Annotated in this window: 18 protein-coding genes; 12 read left to right on the top strand and 6 right to left on the bottom strand. The window is 39.0% G+C overall.

The features are described 5' to 3' along the window. The first annotated feature begins 59 nt into the window (after window positions 1-59). Complete coding sequence (locus tag ICL16_RS28765) at window positions 60-515, top strand: DUF7980 family protein (RefSeq protein ID WP_190835005.1); 456 nt, start codon at window positions 60-62, stop codon at window positions 513-515. A gap of 97 nt (window positions 516-612) precedes the next feature. Here ICL16_RS28765 and ICL16_RS28760 read toward each other — a convergent pair whose 3' ends face one another. Continuing rightward, complete coding sequence (locus tag ICL16_RS28760) at window positions 613-1,425, bottom strand: prohibitin family protein (RefSeq protein WP_190835004.1); 813 nt, start codon at window positions 1,423-1,425, stop codon at window positions 613-615. A 310-nt stretch (window positions 1,426-1,735) separates the two neighbouring features. On the opposite strand from ICL16_RS28760, the gene ICL16_RS28755 reads away from it, so the two are divergent. The 9 genes from ICL16_RS28755 (at window position 1,736) to ICL16_RS28715 (ending at window position 11,664) form a co-directional block, all read left to right on the top strand. After that, window positions 1,736-3,031, top strand: a complete 1,296-nt coding sequence (locus ICL16_RS28755; RefSeq protein ID WP_190835003.1) for an ABC transporter ATP-binding protein — start codon at window positions 1,736-1,738, stop codon at window positions 3,029-3,031. Between the two features lie 8 nt (window positions 3,032-3,039). After that, the gene (locus ICL16_RS28750) at window positions 3,040-4,008 is read left to right on the top strand and encodes a glycosyltransferase family 2 protein (protein ID WP_190835002.1); all 969 of its coding nucleotides are present in this window, start codon (window positions 3,040-3,042) and stop codon (window positions 4,006-4,008) included. A 36-nt stretch (window positions 4,009-4,044) separates the two neighbouring features. After that, window positions 4,045-4,944 (top strand): hypothetical protein, encoded by a 900-nt coding sequence (locus ICL16_RS28745; RefSeq protein WP_190835001.1) that lies wholly within the window; start codon window positions 4,045-4,047, stop codon window positions 4,942-4,944. A 206-nt stretch (window positions 4,945-5,150) separates the two neighbouring features. Continuing rightward, window positions 5,151-5,585 carry a cupin domain-containing protein gene (locus ICL16_RS28740; RefSeq protein ID WP_190835000.1) on the top strand — a complete coding sequence of 145 codons (435 nt, stop codon included), beginning with the start codon at window positions 5,151-5,153 and terminating at the stop codon, window positions 5,583-5,585. A gap of 3 nt (window positions 5,586-5,588) precedes the next feature. Then, window positions 5,589-6,704: a DegT/DnrJ/EryC1/StrS family aminotransferase gene (locus tag ICL16_RS28735; RefSeq protein ID WP_202895766.1), complete on the top strand. Its 1,116-nt coding sequence runs from the start codon at window positions 5,589-5,591 to the stop codon at window positions 6,702-6,704. Window positions 6,705-6,815: 111 nt separating this feature from the next. Continuing rightward, complete coding sequence (locus ICL16_RS28730; RefSeq protein WP_190834995.1) at window positions 6,816-7,877, top strand: hypothetical protein; 1,062 nt, start codon at window positions 6,816-6,818, stop codon at window positions 7,875-7,877. Window positions 7,878-7,949: 72 nt separating this feature from the next. Continuing rightward, on the top strand, window positions 7,950-8,717 hold the full coding sequence (locus ICL16_RS28725; RefSeq protein WP_190834993.1) for a class I SAM-dependent DNA methyltransferase: 768 nt from the start codon (window positions 7,950-7,952) through the stop codon (window positions 8,715-8,717). Between the two features lie 271 nt (window positions 8,718-8,988). Then, complete coding sequence (iscB, locus tag ICL16_RS28720) at window positions 8,989-10,275, top strand: RNA-guided endonuclease IscB (RefSeq protein ID WP_190834991.1); 1,287 nt, start codon at window positions 8,989-8,991, stop codon at window positions 10,273-10,275. A gap of 165 nt (window positions 10,276-10,440) precedes the next feature. Next, entirely contained in the window at window positions 10,441-11,664 is a 1,224-nt protein-coding gene (locus ICL16_RS28715; protein ID WP_190834989.1) for a glycosyltransferase family 4 protein, read from the top strand. Between the two features lie 42 nt (window positions 11,665-11,706). Here ICL16_RS28715 and ICL16_RS28710 read toward each other — a convergent pair whose 3' ends face one another. Next, on the bottom strand, window positions 11,707-12,252 hold the full coding sequence (locus tag ICL16_RS28710) for an NUDIX hydrolase (protein WP_190834986.1): 546 nt from the start codon (window positions 12,250-12,252) through the stop codon (window positions 11,707-11,709). Between the two features lie 61 nt (window positions 12,253-12,313). Then, the gene (gene folK / locus ICL16_RS28705) at window positions 12,314-12,811 is read right to left on the bottom strand and encodes a 2-amino-4-hydroxy-6-hydroxymethyldihydropteridine diphosphokinase (RefSeq protein WP_190834984.1); all 498 of its coding nucleotides are present in this window, start codon (window positions 12,809-12,811) and stop codon (window positions 12,314-12,316) included. A gap of 209 nt (window positions 12,812-13,020) precedes the next feature. Here folK and ICL16_RS28700 point away from each other — a divergent pair, with 209 nt between their 5' ends. Both ICL16_RS28700 and psb35 read left to right on the top strand, forming a co-directional pair. Continuing rightward, complete coding sequence (locus ICL16_RS28700; protein ID WP_190835172.1) at window positions 13,021-15,600, top strand: PBP1A family penicillin-binding protein; 2,580 nt, start codon at window positions 13,021-13,023, stop codon at window positions 15,598-15,600. 172 nt (window positions 15,601-15,772) lie between these two features. Beyond that, the gene (psb35, locus tag ICL16_RS28695; RefSeq protein ID WP_190834982.1) at window positions 15,773-15,997 is read left to right on the top strand and encodes a photosystem II assembly protein Psb35; all 225 of its coding nucleotides are present in this window, start codon (window positions 15,773-15,775) and stop codon (window positions 15,995-15,997) included. Window positions 15,998-16,059: 62 nt separating this feature from the next. Here the strand turns inward: psb35 and ICL16_RS28690 are convergent, their stop codons facing one another. The 3 genes from ICL16_RS28690 to ICL16_RS28680 are packed head-to-tail and all read right to left on the bottom strand — an operon-like array spanning window position 16,060 to window position 19,357. Continuing rightward, window positions 16,060-16,482, bottom strand: a complete 423-nt coding sequence (locus ICL16_RS28690; RefSeq protein ID WP_190834980.1) for a tellurite resistance TerB family protein — start codon at window positions 16,480-16,482, stop codon at window positions 16,060-16,062. After that, on the bottom strand, window positions 16,472-17,854 hold the full coding sequence (locus ICL16_RS28685; RefSeq protein WP_337907141.1) for a 16S rRNA (cytosine(967)-C(5))-methyltransferase: 1,383 nt from the start codon (window positions 17,852-17,854) through the stop codon (window positions 16,472-16,474). The genes ICL16_RS28690 and ICL16_RS28685 overlap by 11 nt, the downstream gene beginning before the upstream one ends. Window positions 17,855-17,908: 54 nt before the next feature. Further along, window positions 17,909-19,357: a glycoside hydrolase 100 family protein gene (locus ICL16_RS28680; RefSeq protein ID WP_190834977.1), complete on the bottom strand. Its 1,449-nt coding sequence runs from the start codon at window positions 19,355-19,357 to the stop codon at window positions 17,909-17,911. Window positions 19,358-20,187 lie beyond the last annotated feature (830 nt).

Here is a 20,187-nt window from a genome sequence, read left to right as displayed (position 1 = left end):
GTAGACTTTCTTTCCGTTTTTCGTTAAACTACGGTAAAGAGATAGAATTTATGTTTTTTATGCAAAAAATCGAGATAGTTACTCAAGAGCCAGTATTGGAACAAACAAACCTTGAGCAGTCACTTGCTGTGAAAAGGGATATAAAACAAGAGATATTGAAGAAACTAAGAGGTGGATTACTTTTAGTTTTAGGATATTTGCTCTCGCCACTATGCTGGTGGAACGACTTGTTATTTAATCTGCCAATTGCCTATGGTTTTGGGTATGTTTGTAGTTTTTTTAACCCAAAATTACTTCTACCTTGCGTAATTATTGGCTACTGGCTCTCTAACGTTGTGGGAATTATCTTGATGCAAGCAGGAACTATGGATGTTTTTCAAAACCAACCCAAAGAGCGAAATCTCAAAAAAGAGTTATTTACAGGTTTAGTTACTTCCACTATATATACCCTTGTCGTTTTAGCATTAATTCAATTGAAGATTGTGGATACTTCTTTCTTATTCCCCAGTATTTGAGCAGAAATCGGATAGTAGGTTGGGTTAAGCAGAGCGCAACCCAATCATAACCAAGAATTATGTTGGGTTTCGTTTCCTCAACCCAACCTACTTACTATCACTTACTTTCATAAACTTTAATAAGTTCATTTAAATCGAAAAATTTTGGCTCACCATTACCAACAATAAGAGGTAGCTTACCATTCCACTTTTCAATAGCTTGTCTTTTCAGTAAATCTGGTGTCAAATTTTCTTTTAATAACCTTTGCGCCTCAGCTTCTCCTTGTGCTATATTCACGTTTGCTTGTGCCTCTTTTGCTGCTCTTACCGCAATAAACTCCGCCCGTTTTGCTTCTTGCTCGGCAACTTGTTTCGCCTCGACAGCATCACTAAATCGTTGAGAGAAATGAACATGCACAAGGGAAATATCATCCACGGCTATATGATAGTTAACTAGTCGTTGCGTCAAAGCCTCATCTACCTCTGCTTTTACCTCTCCTCTTTTGGTAATAATCTCAACAGCAGTGTATTTTGCCATTACTGCCTTTAGCACTTCTTCAATCGCTGGATTAATAATTCGCTCAATAACTGCCTTTTCCTCACCAATTTGTTGATAAATCCCATTGACTTCTTGTGGAAGAATATGCCAATTTAGTGCCACATCTGTAAAAACATCTTGCAAATCTTTAGATGATGCTTCTGCTGAAAGTTCTTGGTTTTGTACACGCACACTTAACTTTTTTACAGTATTGACTATAGGGATAATGACATGAATTCCTTCCCCTAATATGTTATCTTGTACTTGACCAAACTGCATTAGTACACCACGTTGTCCAGCATCTACAATCACAAATGGTGTCAGGAAGATAGTTATTAGGCATAATAAGGCAGTTAATTTAGCCGGATTGCTAAAGGCTTTGTTTTTCTTCATAAATATAATATTACGCTATTCTCAAGTATATACCGTATTTAATTGTCTGCTTTTGATGCAGCAAATAAACAGTTGATAATTTTGTTACTTAGTAGAGACGTTTCGGCGGAACGTCTCTACATTGTTATTCCTAAATTTTAGATATTTTCTTGGCACAAGATTTCGGATATTATCAAAAAATATGCAATATCACAGGTAGATATATGAGTAACAGTACTTCTACGACTAAAATGGTATTAGATATTTCCCTGAAGTGAAACGCACATTTACTGATTTGAGGTAATATGTGATGGAAGTAGGAGTTCGGTAAATGTCAGATACTGTAATCTCTGTTCAAAACCTGAGCAAAAAGTACATCATCACACATCATGATGAAGTAAATGTAGCATACAAAACATTTCGTGGAGCGATCGCCAATGCAGTTACATCCTTTGCGAAGGTAATCAATCCTGTAGCCAAAACAGAAAACAAGAAACGGGAAGAGTTTTGGGCATTAAAAGATGTATCATTTGACATTAATCAGGGTGATAGAGTTGGCATTATCGGGCGTAACGGAGCAGGGAAATCAACGCTACTAAAAATTCTCAGTAGAATTACAGAACCTACCCAAGGAAGGATTCGGATTAAAGGGAGAATTGCTAGTCTACTGGAGGTGGGAACTGGTTTTCACCCAGAACTTACAGGTAGAGAAAATATTTTTCTCAATGGTGCAATACTAGGGATGAGCAAAGCGGAGATTGAACGCAAGTTCGATGAGATTGTGGCTTTTGCAGAAGTGGAAAAGTTTTTAGATACGCCAGTCAAACATTATTCTTCCGGGATGTATGTACGTTTAGCATTCGCAGTAGCAGCTCACCTAGAGCCAGAGATACTGATTGTTGATGAAGTGTTAGCAGTGGGAGACGCCCAATTTCAAAAGAAATGTCTAGGGAAGATGGAGGATGTATCAACCAAAGAAGGAAGGACTGTTTTGTTTGTCAGCCATAGTATGAATGCCGTTGAGTCGCTGTGCAGTCGAGGCATCATGTTGGATGCAGGCAGATTGTACATGGATAGCAACTCAAAAACGGCAATTAACGCTTATTTAGAAAAGACTTACACAATCATACGCGAAACATCTTTGGCTGAGCGAAAAGATCGTAAAGGTTCGCTAAAGATAAAAGCAATTAGCTTCAGAGTTTTAGATGCTGCCTATAAAGAAGTAAGTTCTTTACAATCAGGTAAAGATTATTATTTGGAAGTGGGCTATCTAAATAATACAGGACTGCCTCTACATGATGTTGTTTTTAGCTTTGATTTTTTAGATCAAAGAGGGAACACGATTTTGCTTTTTCGGACTAACTTTACTAACAGTAATCTAACTTTAGAACCAGAGGTTGGTTATGTAAGATGTAAGATTAACAATTTACCATTAGCAAACGGCTTGTACCACTTTTTAATCTTTATTTCTCATAATGATCAAGAAATATTAGATTTAGTTGATGATGCCGCATCTATTAATGTAGAAGGAGGAGACTTTTTTGGTACTGGTAATTCAGGATTACCAGATAGTTGTAAGATTCTAGCAAAAGCAGAATGGTCTGTATCAGCATCAAATTATTCTTAATAAGAACAATGTTGATTTCAGTTATTATTCCAACTTACAATCGTTTGGATGTTCTCTTACAAGCTCTGAAAAGTTTGCAAGAGCAAACCCTGGAAAACTTTGAACTCTTAGTTATTGATAACGCTGCCGCTCATAAAATAGAAAGTGCTGTAACAAAGTTTAATCAAACAGCAAAAGTCAGAGTCAAGTATATACCAGAACCACAACTAGGCTTACACAATGCTCGTCATACTGGTGCAAAGAATGCCCAAGGAGATGTTTTAGTTTTTACTGATGATGATGCTACTTTCGATCCAGGATGGCTACAAGCATATGCTCAAGCTTTTACCGCACATCCTCAAATGGTAGCAGCAGGTGGTCCTGTTCGACCAGTATGGGAAGCCTCACCTCCTCAATGGTTACTAGACTATATGGGAGATTCTAAAATGTTCACCATACTGAGTTTGATGGAACCGTATGCTGAATTTCGTCTTGATGCTCAAGGATTTTTCTTTGGTGTCAACATGGCAATTCGGTGTGATGTGTTATTTAAGGTAGGTGGTTTTAATCCAGAAAGCTTTGGTGATATTTGGCTCGGAGATGGTGAATCGGGACTGAATCGTAAATTATGGGACAATAATCTTTTAATTGGTTACATACCTGATGCGATCGCATACCATCATGTTCCACCATCACGCATGACAGTTGACTACTTCTGTCGTCGCATGGCAAATGAGGGAGCGTGCGATATGTACTCTCACTATCATAACAACGGTATTCCCAACCAGCTTCGTCTCCTGATGCATCTTGTGCAAATTACTCTCAAGAATAAATTCTGGCTAAAATCCCTAGTAATTGGCAAACGCAACGATCCTACTGCCTTAAATATTAAGCTCCATGCGACGAGAACCCAGTCTCAAATTAAATACATTTTGCGCTTAATTTTTGACAAGGATTTTCAAAAATTAGTCTTGGAGCAAGACTGGTTGTTGAAATAAGTGAATCTTCTTGGCGTCTCAATAGGGAGAAATTAGATGAACCCTAAAATTACATTCTTTATGATTGTAACTGACCGTGATACGGTAATTGCTGATTATGCAGTCAAAAGTTATGCCAAAATCAAGAATATTCCTTTTAAATTACAAGTTTATTCTAATTGGATTAGTTCCGCTCTTAAACAAAAATACTTCCCTGTTTGGCGACAATTTGACTTTGTAGAGATTGTTGAAAACGAATGGCAAACTGATGATAAAAAACCTACAGATCCTAAATTAGAAGGACCATTTGAAAGAGGAGCAACTATTTGGGATAGAGAATTAAAGAAAATTACAACACCATATCATGCAACTGTAGATGCAGATTTTGAGATTTTAGATGCAAAGTTCATTCCAGTAATGCTCGAACAACTAGAAAAAAATTCTAAATTAGTGGCAATTTCCACTGATTATTACCCAACCATGCCCAAGGTATATGATTCTTTTTCTCATGAAGTTATTTGCTTAAATGAACGTTGGAATACTTGGTTTTGTATATACAAGCGTGAAGCACTTCAATGCAATGTTTCTCATGCCTATTATGAAGAAATCTTATCAGAAGGTGCAGTACGACGTAATGCTTGGGATGACGCTGGTTACTTTCAAAAAGCGCTTAAAGATGATTGTGGTTTTGACATAGCAGTTTTAGACTCTAAATATCAGCCTTGCTTTATTCACTATGGTGGATTCAGCAAAAACGTAGCTATTAATGAAAGTAATGTGGGAATGTATCGTCAATTACAAATTTTCCGGAAGAATGGGCTGTATGGTAATGATATCTTGACTAAAAAATTGGCAGATTGGCTAGATAAGATGATCTTTGGTCGAGTAGATAGAACAAAATATGTAGATGGTTGGGGTCAGGATAGAGACGAAAATAATCAACTATTAAATTACTAGGAATATACCTTAAAGACAGCAGAATATTATTTTAATAAATAATTTAAGGAGGAAATCTTTACGGAATTTTAGGCTAATAAAGAAAAAAAAATCAAATTGGAATCAGCAAAAATGCTAGAAACTATTATATTGTAAAGAAAATAAAAAAAGAGACATCCAGCAACAAGACTGTTAAAAGCTAGCAATAAGAAAGGGTTGGTATTGCAATGGTTGAAGAAGTTACCTATCACAGTCAGCTCCTAGCTCTGATTATTTCTCGTGATTTTAACGAGCCTGGTATTCACTTTCTCACACCAGGTAAGCTATCTCAGCAGCTGGCGTATATGCGCCATCCAGAAGGTAAAATTATTGCACCCCACGTTCACAATCCTGTCCCCCGCGAAGTGCAATACACTCAAGAAGTTTTAATGATTAAAAAAGGTAAACTGCGCGTAGACTTCTACAACAGTGAGCAGCAATATCTAGACAGCCGCATCTTAGAGTCTGGTGATGTGATTCTTTTAGTCACTGGGGGACATGGTTTTGAGGTGCTAGAAGAAATTGAAATGATTGAGGTCAAACAAGGGCCCTATGTAGGAGAACATGATAAAACCCGCTTTAATGGGATAACTACAGCCCAAGCCAAGATAGTAGGTAGGTAAGTGATGGAGCCAATACCAGTTAACCAGCCACTCTTAGATGGGAATGAAAAGAAATACTTGCTTGAGTGCATAGACAGTGGCTGGATTTCTTCGGAAGGAGCATTTGTCCAGAAATTTGAGGAACAATTTGCGGCGCGGATGGGGCGCAAATATGGCATAGCTGTGAGCAACGGCTCTGTCGCTCTTGATGCGGCAGTGGCAGCACTCAAAATCGCGGCAGGAGATGAGGTGATTCTACCAACATTCACAATTATTTCCTGTGCAGCGGCTATTGTTCGTGCAGGTGCTGTACCAGTTGTGGTAGATTGCGATCGCCACACTTGGAATATGGATGTTAGCCAAGTAGAAGACAAAATTACATCCAAAACCAAAGCCATCATGGTTGTACATATCTATGGGCTACCTGTAGATATGGAGCCAGTACTAGCCTTGGCTGACAAATATGGGCTACAAATCATTGAAGATGCAGCCGAAATGCATGGTCAAACATACAATGGACGCTCATGTGGTAGCTTTGGTGATATTAGTACTTTCAGCTTCTATCCAAACAAGCATGTCACCACTGGCGAGGGCGGAATGCTGCTTACTGATGATGAGCATTTGGCGGAGCGCTGTCGAGCTTTACGCAATTTGTGTTTTCAACCCCAAAAACGCTTTGTGCATGAAGAATTAGGTTGGAATTTCCGCATGACAAATTTGCAAGCTGCGCTTGGGGTGGCTCAACTAGAGCGATTAAACGAATTTGCCGCTCGTAAACGTTATATTGGGGCGCGTTATACAGAGTTATTGTCAGATATCTCCGCTATACAACTTCCTTTACCAAGAACAGACTACGCTGACAATATCTATTGGGTGTATGGTTTGGTTTTAAAAGATGACTTGCCTTTTGATGCAGTTGAGGTAATGAAAAGGTTAGCTCAATCCAAAATTGGTACTCGCCCTTTTTTCTGGTGTATGCATGAGCAGCCTGTTTTCCAAAAAATGGGTTTGTTTGATGGTGTGTTTTGCCCTGTGGCAGAACGAATTGCTCGTCGTGGTTTCTATGTTCCTAGTGGTATGGCTCTTACAGATGCGCAGGTAGAAAGAGTATGTGTTTGCTTGAGGGAAATTGTTGTTTAAAAGTTATTTCTATAGCAATCCTATTTGAGTTATCAACCGCCTTCGCGCAGCGTCTCGAAGAGAAGACGCCAAGATCACCAAGAAAAGAAACAAATTATTTAGGACTGCTATATGAAAAGTGTTATTTGTGTATGGTGTAATAATAATTCACATGAGTTTGAACAGCAGATTCCATTAAATTTTTTGGGTAAGCGTAATCATGCTTTGGGTTTTAGTAATCAATTTGAAATTCTATTTTTAGATGGCTTTGACAGAATTGATCAACAGTATAAAAATTCTTTGGAGGAGTTAGGATATAGTCTACATGACTGTAGTAAGATATTTGCTTCGTTAAGTAATCAATATTCGGCTCTGTCAAGATTTGGTGATTATGAAAAGAAGTGTTTTTTAAGATGGTTGGTAATTGAGCAATATCTATCTGGGGAAGCGATCGCACACTATGATGGTGATATTGTCTTTAATGAAGATCCATCTATTCTACAGCAAAAAATGCACAATAAAACCTTCATGCTGCAAGGTTGTCCGGCGTTGATTTGTATTAGTGACAAAGACTGGTTTAATCAATATCAGTCTCAGCTTGAGGTTTTTGTTAATAATATTGAAGAGTATTCAGAACAAGCTTGGCAAGAGCGGGAGGAATGGGAGTTATCACAAGAAAATAAATGGGCAGGTAGCAGATTTAGAAGGATTATTTCCAGTGATCAAGATTTTTTTTCTCACTTAATTCATACTGATAGAATTAGCCAAGATAACCCTCAAGAAATCATCAGCAATCTGCAATCTTATATTCTCTGGGAAAATCCTTTATATCTTCATGTATATAGTCCCTGGAACAAAAACTTGCCCTTTAGATATAAAAGAATAAATAATATTGATTTTATTAATGAACAACAAGTCGCTTTTTGGCATATGCAAGGATATTTTGTTAAATATCTGGGAAAATATCTATATTTAAAGAATATTTTAAAATTCCTTAATATGAGGTTAACCAATGAGATGGAAGTTCTAGGTGGAGATAAAGGAGAATATTTCTCTAAATTGACAAGAAAAATTATAGACAAATTTCATAAAAATTATTCTCGATTAGAAATATATAATTTCTACTTTAAAGAAAAAAGTTTTGATGATGTATTTAATAATCAAGTTTGGTGGCAAAAAGGAGTATTTGTGTAATAATTAAGACAATTGAAGCCTATGTTATCTCTATTGAGTTTATATGTAAGCTTTTGATGGAGTTAAATTCATATGAGTGTTTTTGGTAACTATGCTCGTTATTACGACTTACTCTACCAAGACAAAGATTATGTTGGAGAAGCAAAGTTTATTGTTGAGTTGCTCAAACTTTATGCACCATGCACCCAATCTATCCTAGAGTTGGGATGTGGTACTGGTACTCACGCAATACTACTAGCTAAGGAAAATTATCAAGTTTACGGGGTTGATTTGAGTAGTGAGATGTTGGACAAAGCAAGCGATCGCACTCTGCAACTTCCTCAACAACTATCATCTAGATTAAAATTTTTACAAGGTGATATTCGCTCAATTCGTCTAGAACAGCAGTTTGATTGCATCATATCATTATTCCACGTCTTTAGCTACCAAACGACAAATGAAGATTTACAAGCTGCTTTTTTGACAGCTAAAACACATTTAAAACCTGGTGGTGTACTGATATTTGATTGTTGGTATGGAGCTGCTGTATTGAGCGATCGTCCAACGGTAAGAATTAAGCGACTAGAAGATGAGCAAGTACAAATTACTCGAATTGCTGAACCGATCATGCATCCTAATGATAACTTGGTAGATGTTAAATATCAAGTCTTCATTAAAGATAAAGGTAACGGTGTTGTCGAAGAACTTCAAGAAACTCACCGAATGCGTTATTTGTTTAAACCAGAAGTAGAATTACTACTCAAGCAATTTGAGATGGAGTTGCTTGAATCTAGAGAGTGGATGACTAACAAAGAACCAGGGTTTGATACTTGGGGAGTTTACTTTGTAGTGAGAAATTAAGTCAATAACCCAGCACTGATTGCTTCACAATACAGTGTGGGCTTGAGAAATAGCCCTAGTTGACCAGACAGTGTGGGAGAGGATCGTACTCGTTATTACCACGCAGCCGTTACAGGCAAAGTTAGAGAACGTACTCTAGGATGCGTGCCAGTTCTAGACCCTACAACGAAACGTTTAAACAAGCTTAACGGGTTAAGCTAGTGACGTAATAGAAAGTACTGACCTGTAACAATGTCAAGGCAAACATTACCCGAAAGGAGTTTTTAAAATCATGTCTAAAGTATTAGTAATCGACCCTGACAAAAAACCACAAAATCCCGTTCATCCTGCACAAGCAAGACAACTTTTAAGAGACAGTAAAGCGGCTATTTATCGCAAATTTCCATTTACAATTATTTTGAAAGAATTACGTCCAGATGTATCTGTACATCCTTTAAGAATCAAAATAGATCCTGGTGCGAAAACAACTGGAATAGCTGTAGTAAACGATTCTACTGGTGAAGTTGTACTTGCAATTGAACTTCAACACAGAGGTTTTCAAATCAGAGATGCATTAACATCTCGTAGACAGTTGCGAAGAAGTAGAAGGAATCGTACAACACGTTATCGCCAACCACGTTTTGATAATAGAAAACGTCCTGAAGGTTGGCTACCTCCAAGTTTAATAAGCCGAGTTTGTAATATCGAAACATGGGTTAACAGATTACATAACTTTGCACCAATCTCTAATATTTCTCAAGAATTAGTTAGGTTTGACACGCAGTTAATGCAAAACCCTGATGTTCAAGGTAAAGAATATCAGCAGGGTACACTTGCCGGATATGAAACACGCGAATATCTATTAGAGAAATTTGATAGAAAGTGTGCATATTGTGATAAAAAGGACGTACCTTTACAAATTGAACACATTCACTCACGGGCTAAAGGTGGTTCTAATAGAATTTCAAACTTAACGTTGAGTTGTGAAAAATGTAATATCAAAAAAGGAACACAAGATATCAAAGACTTTCTCAAAAAAGAGCCAACACGTTTGAAAAAAATTGAACAACAATGTAAGAAACCATTAGCAGATACTGCCGCTGTTAACGCTACTAGATTCAAATTACTCGAAGTCTTAAAATCGACTCTCATACCGGTAGAAACTGGTAGTGGTGGTTTAACAAAGTTCAATAGATCACAACGAGAACTAGACAAAACACATTGGATTGATGCCGCAGTAGTAGGTACATCAACACCAGAAAAGTTAATAATCAAAAACGTTAAACCATTAATAGTTGTAGCAGTGGGACATGGAACTAGACAAATGTGTAGAACTGATAAATACGGATTTCCAAATCGTTATGTACCACGAGAGAAAAAACACTTTGGGTTTCAAACAGGTGATATTGTCAAAGCTGTGGTTAAAACTGGTAAGAAAGTAGGCGAATATATTGGAAAAGTTGCAATCCGTTCATCTGGTAGTTTCAACATCTCAACCAAAAACGGATTAGTTCAAGGTATTTCGTATAAGTATTGTAAACGTATTCACGCGAAGGACGGTTACTCGTATGCAGTCTAAGATATTAGAAATTGTTCGGCTATCCCCTTCATTGTTTGTGCTTGCGCACTCCCCAACCCCCCGCAAGCGGGGGGCAAGGGGGGTAGGGATGCCTCTCAATTTCTCTCCATTCCACGCTTTCGCTGAACAGAAGCTGTTACAGCGCCAGTCTCCTGGAGGTTTGAGATGAGAGTTGGTATATTTGCTGGAACTCAAATCCCGGAGCTTGGTGGTGGTTACACATTTGAAAGTCAAGTACTGGCAACTTTATTAAAGTTCGCACCGCAGAGTCACCATAAATTTGTATTATATACTTTTAGTCAAGATATACCTGAAGACTTATCATATTCACATGTGCAAATTATCTCTCTTGCTCGTTGTTTTAAACAGCGTACTTTTCAGGAGCGTTTAATCTCAAAAATTCGGCGCACAGCATCTGCTATTTCCCGCAAACGCCACAGTAATAAATTTAAAATGGACGTAGCTGCAAAGTTTGTCCTCGATTATTTAATCCAAAATAATACTGATATTACCTTATCTCTATCACCATACTGCCTGACAATGGAATTACCGTATATTACGGTAGTTTGGGATTTACAACATCGATTACAACCATATTTCCCAGAAGTCAGCACAGCAGGAGAATGGGAAAATCGTGAACAATCATACACAATGATGTTGAAAAGAGCATCATTTATTATTACAGGTACTCAAACAGGTAAAGAGGAAATTGAGCGCTTCTACCAAGTACCATCTGCACGAATTAAAGTTCTGCCTCTGCCCACACCCCAGTTTGCATTCAACTCTGCGCAATGTGACGAGAAAAGAGTATTGGAAAAATATAGTCTACCAGAAAATTATCTATTTTATCCGGCTCAGTTTTGGTCACATAAAAATCATATCGGATTGCTACTAGCTAGTAAATGGTTGCGCGACAAATATAACTTAGTTTTTCCAGTGGTGTTTTCTGGCTCTGATAAAGGAAACCAAATCTATATTAAACAAAGAGTGGCAGAACTTGATTTAACAGAACAAGTATATTTTTTAGGCTTTGTACCTCAAGAAGACTTAATTCCCCTATACCGTAATGCATTTGCACTGGTATTTTTATCATTTTTTGGTCCTGATAATCTACCACCTTTAGAAGCTTTTGCGATTGGATGCCCTGTAGTTGCATCTAATGTATCAGGCGCACAAGAGCAGCTAGGTGATGCAGCTTTGTTAGTCGATCCCAAAAATACAGAACAAATAGCGTTAGCCATCAAATCTCTGTGGGATGATAAAACCTTGCGTCAAAATCTCATCCAACGTGGGTTAGTCAGAGCAACTAAATGGACTACACAAGATTATGTTAAAGGTATTTTCTCTATTTTAGATGAGTTTGAGGCTATTCGACGTTGTTGGCTTTAGACCCCCTTAGATACCCGACTTCTTTAAGAAGTCGGGTATCTATCATAAAAATGGACGAGCTAAGAAAAAGCTACAAATCGATTTAGCATCTATTGGCTCACCGTTTTTAATTGCCTGCTCGAATTCTTCAGGAGTAAATAACACAGTTTCCATATCTTCATCTTCCTCTTGTGCTGGTGGTTGCTCTAGCTTTTCTAAATCTTGGGCAAGAAAAGCATAAATAATTTCATCAGAGTAACCAGGCGCTAAGAAAAATTCTCCTAATTTCTCCCACTTATGAGCGCGGTAACCTGTCTCTTCTTCTATTTCGCGCTGAATTGTTTTGAGAGGAGCTTCATTTAGTTCTATAGTCCCTGCGGGAAATTCTAACAATCTTCCCTGCGCTGCAAAACGATATTGACGCACGAGAATCAGTTTACCATCAGATGTTACAGGTACAGCTAGAGCGCCACCTGGGTGACGAATACATTCCCAATCTCCCTCTGAGTTGTTCGGTAAACGCAAGCGATTGACTTCAAAATTAAACTTGCGTCCTTTGAAGAATAAGCGTTGTCTAAGCAACTGCGGTAATTCTCTACCTAATGGCATAATTTATGAACTTTAATGTGGAAACGGACAACAATGTCATGTTTTGCGTTTATTGATAGTATTATTGATACTCCAATAAATGCACATCAGAACAGTCTACCTCTTGAACTAGTTCTTTAATCTTGTATCCAGAGACTGGTTCTATCCAATCAGGAGCGATTTCTGCTAGAGGTACTAATACGAAAGCTCTTTCCCGCATTCGGGGATGCGGTAATTGGAGCTTTGGTGTATCTAATATTACGTCATTGTATAGTAACAAGTCCAAGTCAAGGGTTCTTGCCTCCCAACGCTCTCGTCGCTGGCGTCCAAATTTATTTTCTATTTGTAATAAAGTTTCTAACAACAATTGCGGTATCATCTCTACTTGTAGGAGTGCTGCCCCGTTGATGTAATCTGGTTGTGGTGGTCCTACAGCTTTGGTTTTGTACCAATTGGATTTTTTCTCTAGAAAAATGCCTGGTGTTTGCGCTAATGTTTCTATAGCTGCTTCTAAAATTGCCCAAGTTTCACCTATGTTACCACCAAGAGCGATCGCACAAGCAATATTTTGATTTACCATAAGTGCTTGTTGTCCCAACTTTCAACAGTATTTGTTTGCAAACGAATAGTAAAAATATTAACAAAAGTTATTAGGCAAAAAGTGAAAATTTTCTTTGTTAGTGAATATAGTACCCTAAGAGGGAGTGATATACTAACACAAATGTGGTGCGCTGTTGGAATCATCAAGCGTGTAATGATGACAATATCTTCTTGGAGCGAGGAACTAACGTGGTGAAGTTTACCTCCTGGTTCAAGGATCGATCAACTCAGTTAAGTGACTCTTCTAAGGAGACATCGGGATTACCACCGGGTAATCATGAGGATGAGTTTTCTGAGTCAAGCAAAGAAAGTAAGCCACCAACTAAGGTGGAAAAAGTAAAGCAATTGCTGCACCAGGTAGGAAGTGTATCCTCAGAGATACTCAAAAAACTTCCCGGTAGCAACAAACCGATTTACCGCCGCTATTGGATTTGGGCAACTTTGGGTGTAAGTGGTGGGATAATTGCCACAAGTTACACAATTTGGTCAATAGATCGCGGTTTACCAAATAAAACTGAGTTGAATGTTGTTAGTAGAGAGCAAACGTTAACAATTAAAGCCGCTGATGGTAGTATCCTACAGCAGCGCGGAGACGCAACTAGAGAACAACTCCAGCTCAAAACAATTCCAAAGCAACTTCAACAAGCTTTTATTGCCTCAGAAGACAGAAGGTTTGACAAACACCAAGGGGTGGATGCCTATGGGATTGTCAGAGCAGTACTTTCCAACTTGCGATCGCAAGACGTAGTTGAAGGTGGTAGCACCATCACGCAACAACTAGCGAGAATTCTCTTCCTCAAGCAAGAGCGCACATTTTGGCGCAAGCTGAAAGAAGTTCGTCTCGCACAAAAAATGGAGCGTGAATTGACGAAAGAGCAGATTTTAGAACGCTACCTCAATCTAGTGTATTTGGGATCTGGGGCTTATGGTGTGGCAGATGCGGCTTGGGTATACTTTAGCAAACCCGTGAATAAGTTAACTTTGGGTGAAATGGCAACAATTGCTGGATTAGCCCCAGCACCCAGTCGCTACTCGCCAGAGGTGAATAAACTTGCAGCTAAACAACGGCGTAATTTAGTCTTGCAGCGGATGCTAGAAGACGGATTTATTACCGCCGCCGAGAAAATTGCCGCCACTTCTGAACCAATCACCCTCAAAAGTAGTTTGCCCAAACGATTACAAGTAGAAGCCCCGTATTTTACCACATACGTTCAAAAAGAACTACCAAAGTATGTTTCCTCAGAGGTGATCGCCGATGGTGGTTTAATAGTGGAAACTAGTTTGAATCCAAAGTGGCAAAAAGCAGCAGAAGACGCTGTCGCCAAAGTTTTACGTAATGAAGGACGTTGGGAAAACTTTAAACAAGCAGCAATTGTCGCCATAGATCCTCGTAATGGTGAAGTTCAAGCAATGGTTGGGGGTAAGGATTTTGGCAAGAATCAGTTTAATCGCGTTACCCAAGCACAACGTCAACCAGGCTCAACGTTTAAAGGCTTTGTATATGCTACTGCCATAGCAGCTGGTAAAAGTCCTTATGATAGCTACTTAGATGCACCATTTATAGTCGATGGCTATGAACCAAAAAACTTTAGTGAAAAATTTTATGGCTGGATGAACATGAGGGATGCCCTCACCCGTTCCATCAACGTGGTTGCTGTGAAAGTATTAATAGATATAGGATTTGAGCCAACGATCAAAATTGCCCACGATATGGGCATTAAATCTCAACTCAATCGTAATTATTCCCTCGCGCTTGGCTCCAATGAAGTGAATCTGCTAGAATTAACTAGTGCTTATGGTAGCTTTGCCACTAACGGTTTACACGCAGAACCTCACGGGATCCGCCGAATTATCAACCGTCAAGGAAAAGTAATCTGGTCGGCTAACTTCAAGCCAAAACGTGCTATAGATGCTGAAAGTGCGGCAATTATGACATGGATGCTACGTAATGTAGTAACATCAGGTACAGGTCGTGCGGCACAATTAGGACGTCCTGTAGCAGGAAAAACTGGCACATCAGATGAAGCTCGCGATTTATGGTTTGTGGGCTATATTCCCCAGTTGGTGACAGGTGTTTGGTTGGGCAACGACAACAATAATCCAACCTGGGGCAGTAGTGGCAGTGCTGCTCAAACCTGGCATGAATTTATGGAAGAAGCTATCAAGGGAATGCCCGCCGAGAAGTTCGCTACACTACCTAAGTTGGAAGGTAGAAAAGGTATCATTAAAGCACAACGAGTCAAAACTAGACGAATTGTTAATCGCGCTATTTCTTCTTACTCACAAGATGACACTTCAGATGAGGAAAGCACCAGCAGAAGATCTTACAGGCGAAGATACCGTCAAGATAATTCTGATGATGATAGTGTAAGTACAACCAGAAGACGTAGAAGCAGACGCTACAACTATCAAGAACAACAGCAAGAGGAAACACCAAGATACAGCAGAAGAAGGCGCTACTCCCAACAACAAGAAGAGGATTCTACACCCAGAAGAAGGCGCTACTCCCAACAACAACAAGAAGATTCTACACCCAGAAGACGCTATCGGCGTCGGCAAACAGAAGAATCAAATTCTAGTATCCGTGAATCTTCAAGTTCATATCGTTCACGTCGAAGATACAGGCAAGAATCAAATTCTGACTCCGAAACTGTTAGGTATCGGCGGCGGATTTCGCCCTCCTCAAGTGGCTCCAATTCAAATTCTTCAACTCAGTCTTGGCGGGAAAGACTCCGCCCATCTACACCCTCCTCAGGAGCAGGGGAGTAGGGGAGAATTAGAGGTTATTTTCTGCAAATTCTAGCCATCAGAAACCCGGTTTCTTTAAGAAACCGGGTTTCTCTAATCTTCTTCCCTTCCTTCAGACCTACGGGGGATGCGAGAAATACGTTCTTTTTATACGTTCTTATTTAGGATCGGTTTAAAATAGGAGGATATACTCATGTCTTTATTAATGCAAGTTGCTGGACAAGCAGTAAAAGAACCCCATTTTCCTTGGTCTGCTACTTTAGTATATATAGCAGGTTTTATTGCAGCTGCTGTTATTGGCTCTATTGCTTGGTACAATTCTAAGCGTCCTGTTGGTTGGGAAGACAAACAGCGTCCTGCTGTTGTACCTAAGGTTGAGAAAGATGAGACTCCTGGTATTGGAGAACCAAAGTCATAAGTAGAAAATAGCTAATTGCTAATTGTTAATTGTACTATTAGCCTTTAGCTATTAGCTGATGATTAATTTTGCACTTCAACCCAACGACGATAAAGCTTTTGAATCTGTTTAAGAACGCTATTGTAACCTGCTTGGGTTGACTCATGATCACTAGATATTTGTTGTAATTTAGTCAGCAGTTTTGCTTCCTCAATCGCCACGTCTCCATCACTATATATTAAGCCACTGAGCGCTTCAATTAAGTTTTGGCATTCCGCAGCACTCGGAAAGTCGCCTAAATACTGTTTTACCCACTCATAACACTGACTCGGCTGTACTGAAACCAGTTCATTTAGCAGTGGGCGAATTTCTGGATCTTCAGCTAATCCTTTTTCTTGAGCTATTTGATGAAGATATTGCCGCTCTTCTGGCTGTATTCTACCATCAATCCAAGCCGCACCAATTAAAATTTTGATTAAATTTTTCACACTGGAATTAGTATTCATGATTTTTCTTCCTTTTTTTTCTTAAACGCACCATGAAAAAACCATCCATGTCATGGCGATGAGGTAACACTTTGATCCAACCTTCTGGGGTGGAATATGCAGCAGGGGGTGAATGAGGATTGGGCGGTTCAATTTCCCAGTTGGGATGCTCAGTTAAAAATGATTCTACTACACCTTCATTCTCTAATGGATGCAGCGTACAAGTAGCATAAACAAGTACACCTTCGCTCTTGACAAAAGATGATGTATGTGATATCAATTGTTGCTGCAGTACACAAAGTTCTTGGACAGTTTGTGGTGTTTGTCGCCAACGAGCATCAGCATGGCGGTGTAGAGTTCCTAATCCAGAACATGGCACATCAAGCAGTACGCGATCAGCTAAGTTTTTAAACTGGGGTAAGTTGCGGCTATCTCCAGTGTGAATTTGAATAGATTGTAACTTCAAGCGTTGAGCATTTTCTTGAAGTTTAGCTAGACGAGAGTTTGTGCGATCGCACGCCCAAATCGTACCACAATCTCCCATTAATTCTGCGGTGTGAGTTGTTTTCCCCCCTGGTGCAGCACAAGCGTCAATCACCACCTCACCAGGTTGAGAATCAAGCAAATAACTTACCAACTGGGCGCTACTATCTTGTACAGTCCACCAACCCTCACGAAAACCAGGTAAATTTTGAATAGCACCTGCACTACTAATCAACCGTAAAGCTTGGGGGATGTGGGGAAGCCGTTGAGTTATTACAGACACAGATTGCAATGCCGCCTCAACTTCCTCAATAGAACTACGTAACCTATTTACCCGCAAGTCAATGGATGGAGTTTTGTTCATCCATTGACACAATTGCTCTGTCTCAGTAAAACCCAGTTGTTCTGCCCACACTTGAATAATCCAGTCAGGAAAACTTTCTTGAATACCCAAGCGTTCCACTGGGTTTTCTGGCAAATTTAAAGGCTGTGTAGCAATTCTGGTATATTGCCGCAATAAACCATTAACAAATCCCGTCAGTCCAGAAAAGCCATTTTTTCTGGCTAATTCAACTGTAGTATCAACAGCGGCGCTGGGAGGTATTCGTTCTTGATAGCGCAGTTGATACAAGCCAATATGCAGGATTGTACGTAGATCCTTGGGTTGTTGGTATGATTTCTTTTTACCAAGTTGGTCTATAAAGGCATCAAGAGTACGTTGCCTTCTCGTACAACCATACACCAACTCTGTCGCTAGACGGCGATCGCTATCCAGTAAATCGACTTTTTGTAGTACACGATCTAGGGCAATATCAGTATATGCCCCTTTGTGAATTTCTCGTAAGGCAATAAAAGCTAGTTGACGAGGGTTGGGAGAAGTCACTTGAGATTTTAAACTGCAGATGGACACAGATAATTTTCTGTTATATCAGCGTTTATCCGCGTGCATCTGCGGTTACAATTTTTAGCCAAAGAATAAGGAGTCAACACTGTTGAGTTCAAACTCACAGGCTCGAGAAATTAGTTCGGGAGGTAATTCGTCAAAACAAACTAATGGTAGGTGATGGGGGTTTTCCATTAGTTCTTTGGCTAATAAGAAACCAGTGATTGTCCAAGTTTGATATTTCCTAGCTTGTCTGCCAATTAATCGTCCCTTCTTACCATCGTAATACTCAGGCCATTCATCTTCACATAAACGTACTTGTGCTATTTCTAAAGCTTTCCTGGCAATATTTGTTCTGTGAGTTTTCACTGCCGCCGCTGCCAACATCCACATTAAGACGGGCCAGTTACCACCATTATGGTATGACCAAGGAATATTTTTGGGGTCGCATCCAGTGATAATTCTGTACTCTTCGTTTTCTACTGCCGGGAAACAGATTTTCATCGGCATATCTCCTACTAAGTCATCCCATCTTTCTTCAATGAGATTCATGATAGCTTGTGATTGTTCTTCTGTTGCGAGATCGGAAATAATTGCCATCATATTTCCTAGTGAGAAGAAGCGACTATCTAGTTGAGATGGACCAACGTTACCGACTAAATAACCACCTTTTTTTGGTAGCCATTTATCTAATTCGTAGTAAGGAAGAGAGTCTGCGTATATGTTGAAGAGATTGACAGCTTTCTTTCCATACTCTTCACTTTTGAAGCGATAAATTGCATTTAAGCGGTTAATATCTATCCAATAATGTTGGCGAATATGAGCGCATAAAAGAGGCAAGCGGTTATCAATTGCAGCGATAATATCTTCATTTTCTTGACAAATTAGCAGTTCACGAGCAGCTCGTAATGCTGCGTAGAAGAGAACTTGTATTTCTAGCGGATGTCCAGCTATACCCATCCGACGGTCGATCATACAAGCACCATCTGGAACTAACAGCGTTGGATACATGTCAAAGCGAGTTGCCAAGCACAGTTCCATAATCAATCTGATACCCTGTTGGAATTCCGGTCTATAGGCTAGACAGAAGTCTTTTGAGGATACTGTATAAGCACGCAATAAGATGAGCCACCATAAACAAGAATCAACTGGTGTAACTCGGGCGATCGCATGTTCACCAAAATCTGCTTCTAAATACTCTTCACCCTGAGACGATATTACTTTGAAGCTAGCTGGCATTAAGCCTATACCAGGCTTATAAGCATCCAATTGCCGCTCTTTTGGCTGTAACTTTAAAGTTACTTCCAAGAAGTTACGGACAATATCTGTTCTACCCTTGATCAGAAAAATTAAGGCTGAGGACACAAAATCTCGAACAAAGCACTGGTCATAATTCAATGCTTCTACTGATACATCATAAGCTGCTACTGTCCCTACAGGACGCCCTTTATAGTAGATAATAGTTTTCTCTAGTGCTTCCCACGCCTGTGTCTCGATACCTTTAATTGTTACTAAGTCCTCTATTTGCATTGCCCGAATTACTCCAGTTTGATTGTGTTTTTGTGGTAGATGATTGTAGATGCACTTTAATTAATTGGATAGTTATTTATAAATGCTATTTCGATCATAACAAGACTAATTTTTGAAATAGCAAATACAATTCAAGAAAACCAAGCATAGCAATAACTGAATTAGCTGCTCATCAATGAGCAGCTTTATTGACAGTTCTTTACTTTTACTTAACTTTTCGAGCGTGAGTTACATATGCTGTTTCACCTCAAGCATTAACAAGATTCTTGATTTCCGTTACCAAAAACTTTTACCCATGATTTTTTATTTCATTTCAAAATCTCCATTTTTGCTTGAGCAAACAAAAACGTTTTTCAGGTACTGTTTAAGGTTTCCATGAAATTTAAATCTCTTTAAGTATATTTACTTGAATTTGGAACTACCTGATTAAATTATTCCCCTATATAATAAGAATTTATAACCTATTTTCATAAAATGCAATATTATTTTTAAATTTCATTTATTACTACTCCTGTGAACGCGGTGTATTGTACTCCAAATTTCTGAAATTGTGATGTTTCAGAAACAATAAAATAACGATCTTACCGTGTAGATACTCATAAAAAAGCTGTCCACCCTGCTTTGCCACAAATGAGAGAAGTGTAGGTCAAGTTATTTTTTAAACAGCAATAAATCCTGCAGAATTAGCATTAAAGTATGTATCAATGCTGTAGGTCAATTTAGTAGTTTTGCTCATGCTAAATCCACCTTTAATGCTTAGCAATTGATCCAAACAACTAGCTAATACTAGTATATTTACTGCTTCCTGGGCGAAAGATGTAGATTTGTAA

The organism is Iningainema tapete BLCC-T55 (assembly GCF_014698965.1).
In the GTDB taxonomy this organism is placed as follows: domain Bacteria; phylum Cyanobacteriota; class Cyanobacteriia; order Cyanobacteriales; family Nostocaceae; genus Iningainema; species Iningainema tapete.
The sequence above is the reverse complement of the archived record's forward strand: the minus strand, read 5'-3'. Positions and strand labels throughout refer to the sequence as shown.

Excerpts from the sequence above, each read along its gene's own strand:
- ICL16_RS28760 (WP_190835004.1), bottom strand. The coding sequence starts at position 1,425 with ATGAAGAAAAACAAAGCCTTTAGCAATCCGGCTAAATTAACTGCCTTA.
- ICL16_RS28745 (WP_190835001.1), top strand. The coding sequence starts at position 4,045 with ATGAACCCTAAAATTACATTCTTTATGATTGTAACTGACCGTGATACG.
- ICL16_RS28750 (WP_190835002.1), top strand. The coding sequence starts at position 3,040 with ATGTTGATTTCAGTTATTATTCCAACTTACAATCGTTTGGATGTTCTC.
- ICL16_RS28730 (WP_190834995.1), top strand. The coding sequence starts at position 6,816 with ATGAAAAGTGTTATTTGTGTATGGTGTAATAATAATTCACATGAGTTT.
- iscB (WP_190834991.1), top strand. The coding sequence starts at position 8,989 with ATGTCTAAAGTATTAGTAATCGACCCTGACAAAAAACCACAAAATCCC.
- ICL16_RS28740 (WP_190835000.1), top strand. The coding sequence starts at position 5,151 with ATGGTTGAAGAAGTTACCTATCACAGTCAGCTCCTAGCTCTGATTATT.
- ICL16_RS28715 (WP_190834989.1), top strand. The coding sequence starts at position 10,441 with ATGAGAGTTGGTATATTTGCTGGAACTCAAATCCCGGAGCTTGGTGGT.
- ICL16_RS28765 (WP_190835005.1), top strand. The coding sequence starts at position 60 with ATGCAAAAAATCGAGATAGTTACTCAAGAGCCAGTATTGGAACAAACA.
- psb35 (WP_190834982.1), top strand. The coding sequence starts at position 15,773 with ATGTCTTTATTAATGCAAGTTGCTGGACAAGCAGTAAAAGAACCCCAT.
- ICL16_RS28680 (WP_190834977.1), bottom strand. The coding sequence starts at position 19,357 with ATGCAAATAGAGGACTTAGTAACAATTAAAGGTATCGAGACACAGGCG.
- ICL16_RS28725 (WP_190834993.1), top strand. The coding sequence starts at position 7,950 with ATGAGTGTTTTTGGTAACTATGCTCGTTATTACGACTTACTCTACCAA.
- ICL16_RS28690 (WP_190834980.1), bottom strand. The coding sequence starts at position 16,482 with ATGAATACTAATTCCAGTGTGAAAAATTTAATCAAAATTTTAATTGGT.
- ICL16_RS28735 (WP_202895766.1), top strand. The coding sequence starts at position 5,589 with ATGGAGCCAATACCAGTTAACCAGCCACTCTTAGATGGGAATGAAAAG.
- folK (WP_190834984.1), bottom strand. The coding sequence starts at position 12,811 with ATGGTAAATCAAAATATTGCTTGTGCGATCGCTCTTGGTGGTAACATA.
- ICL16_RS28755 (WP_190835003.1), top strand. The coding sequence starts at position 1,736 with ATGTCAGATACTGTAATCTCTGTTCAAAACCTGAGCAAAAAGTACATC.
- ICL16_RS28710 (WP_190834986.1), bottom strand. The coding sequence starts at position 12,252 with ATGCCATTAGGTAGAGAATTACCGCAGTTGCTTAGACAACGCTTATTC.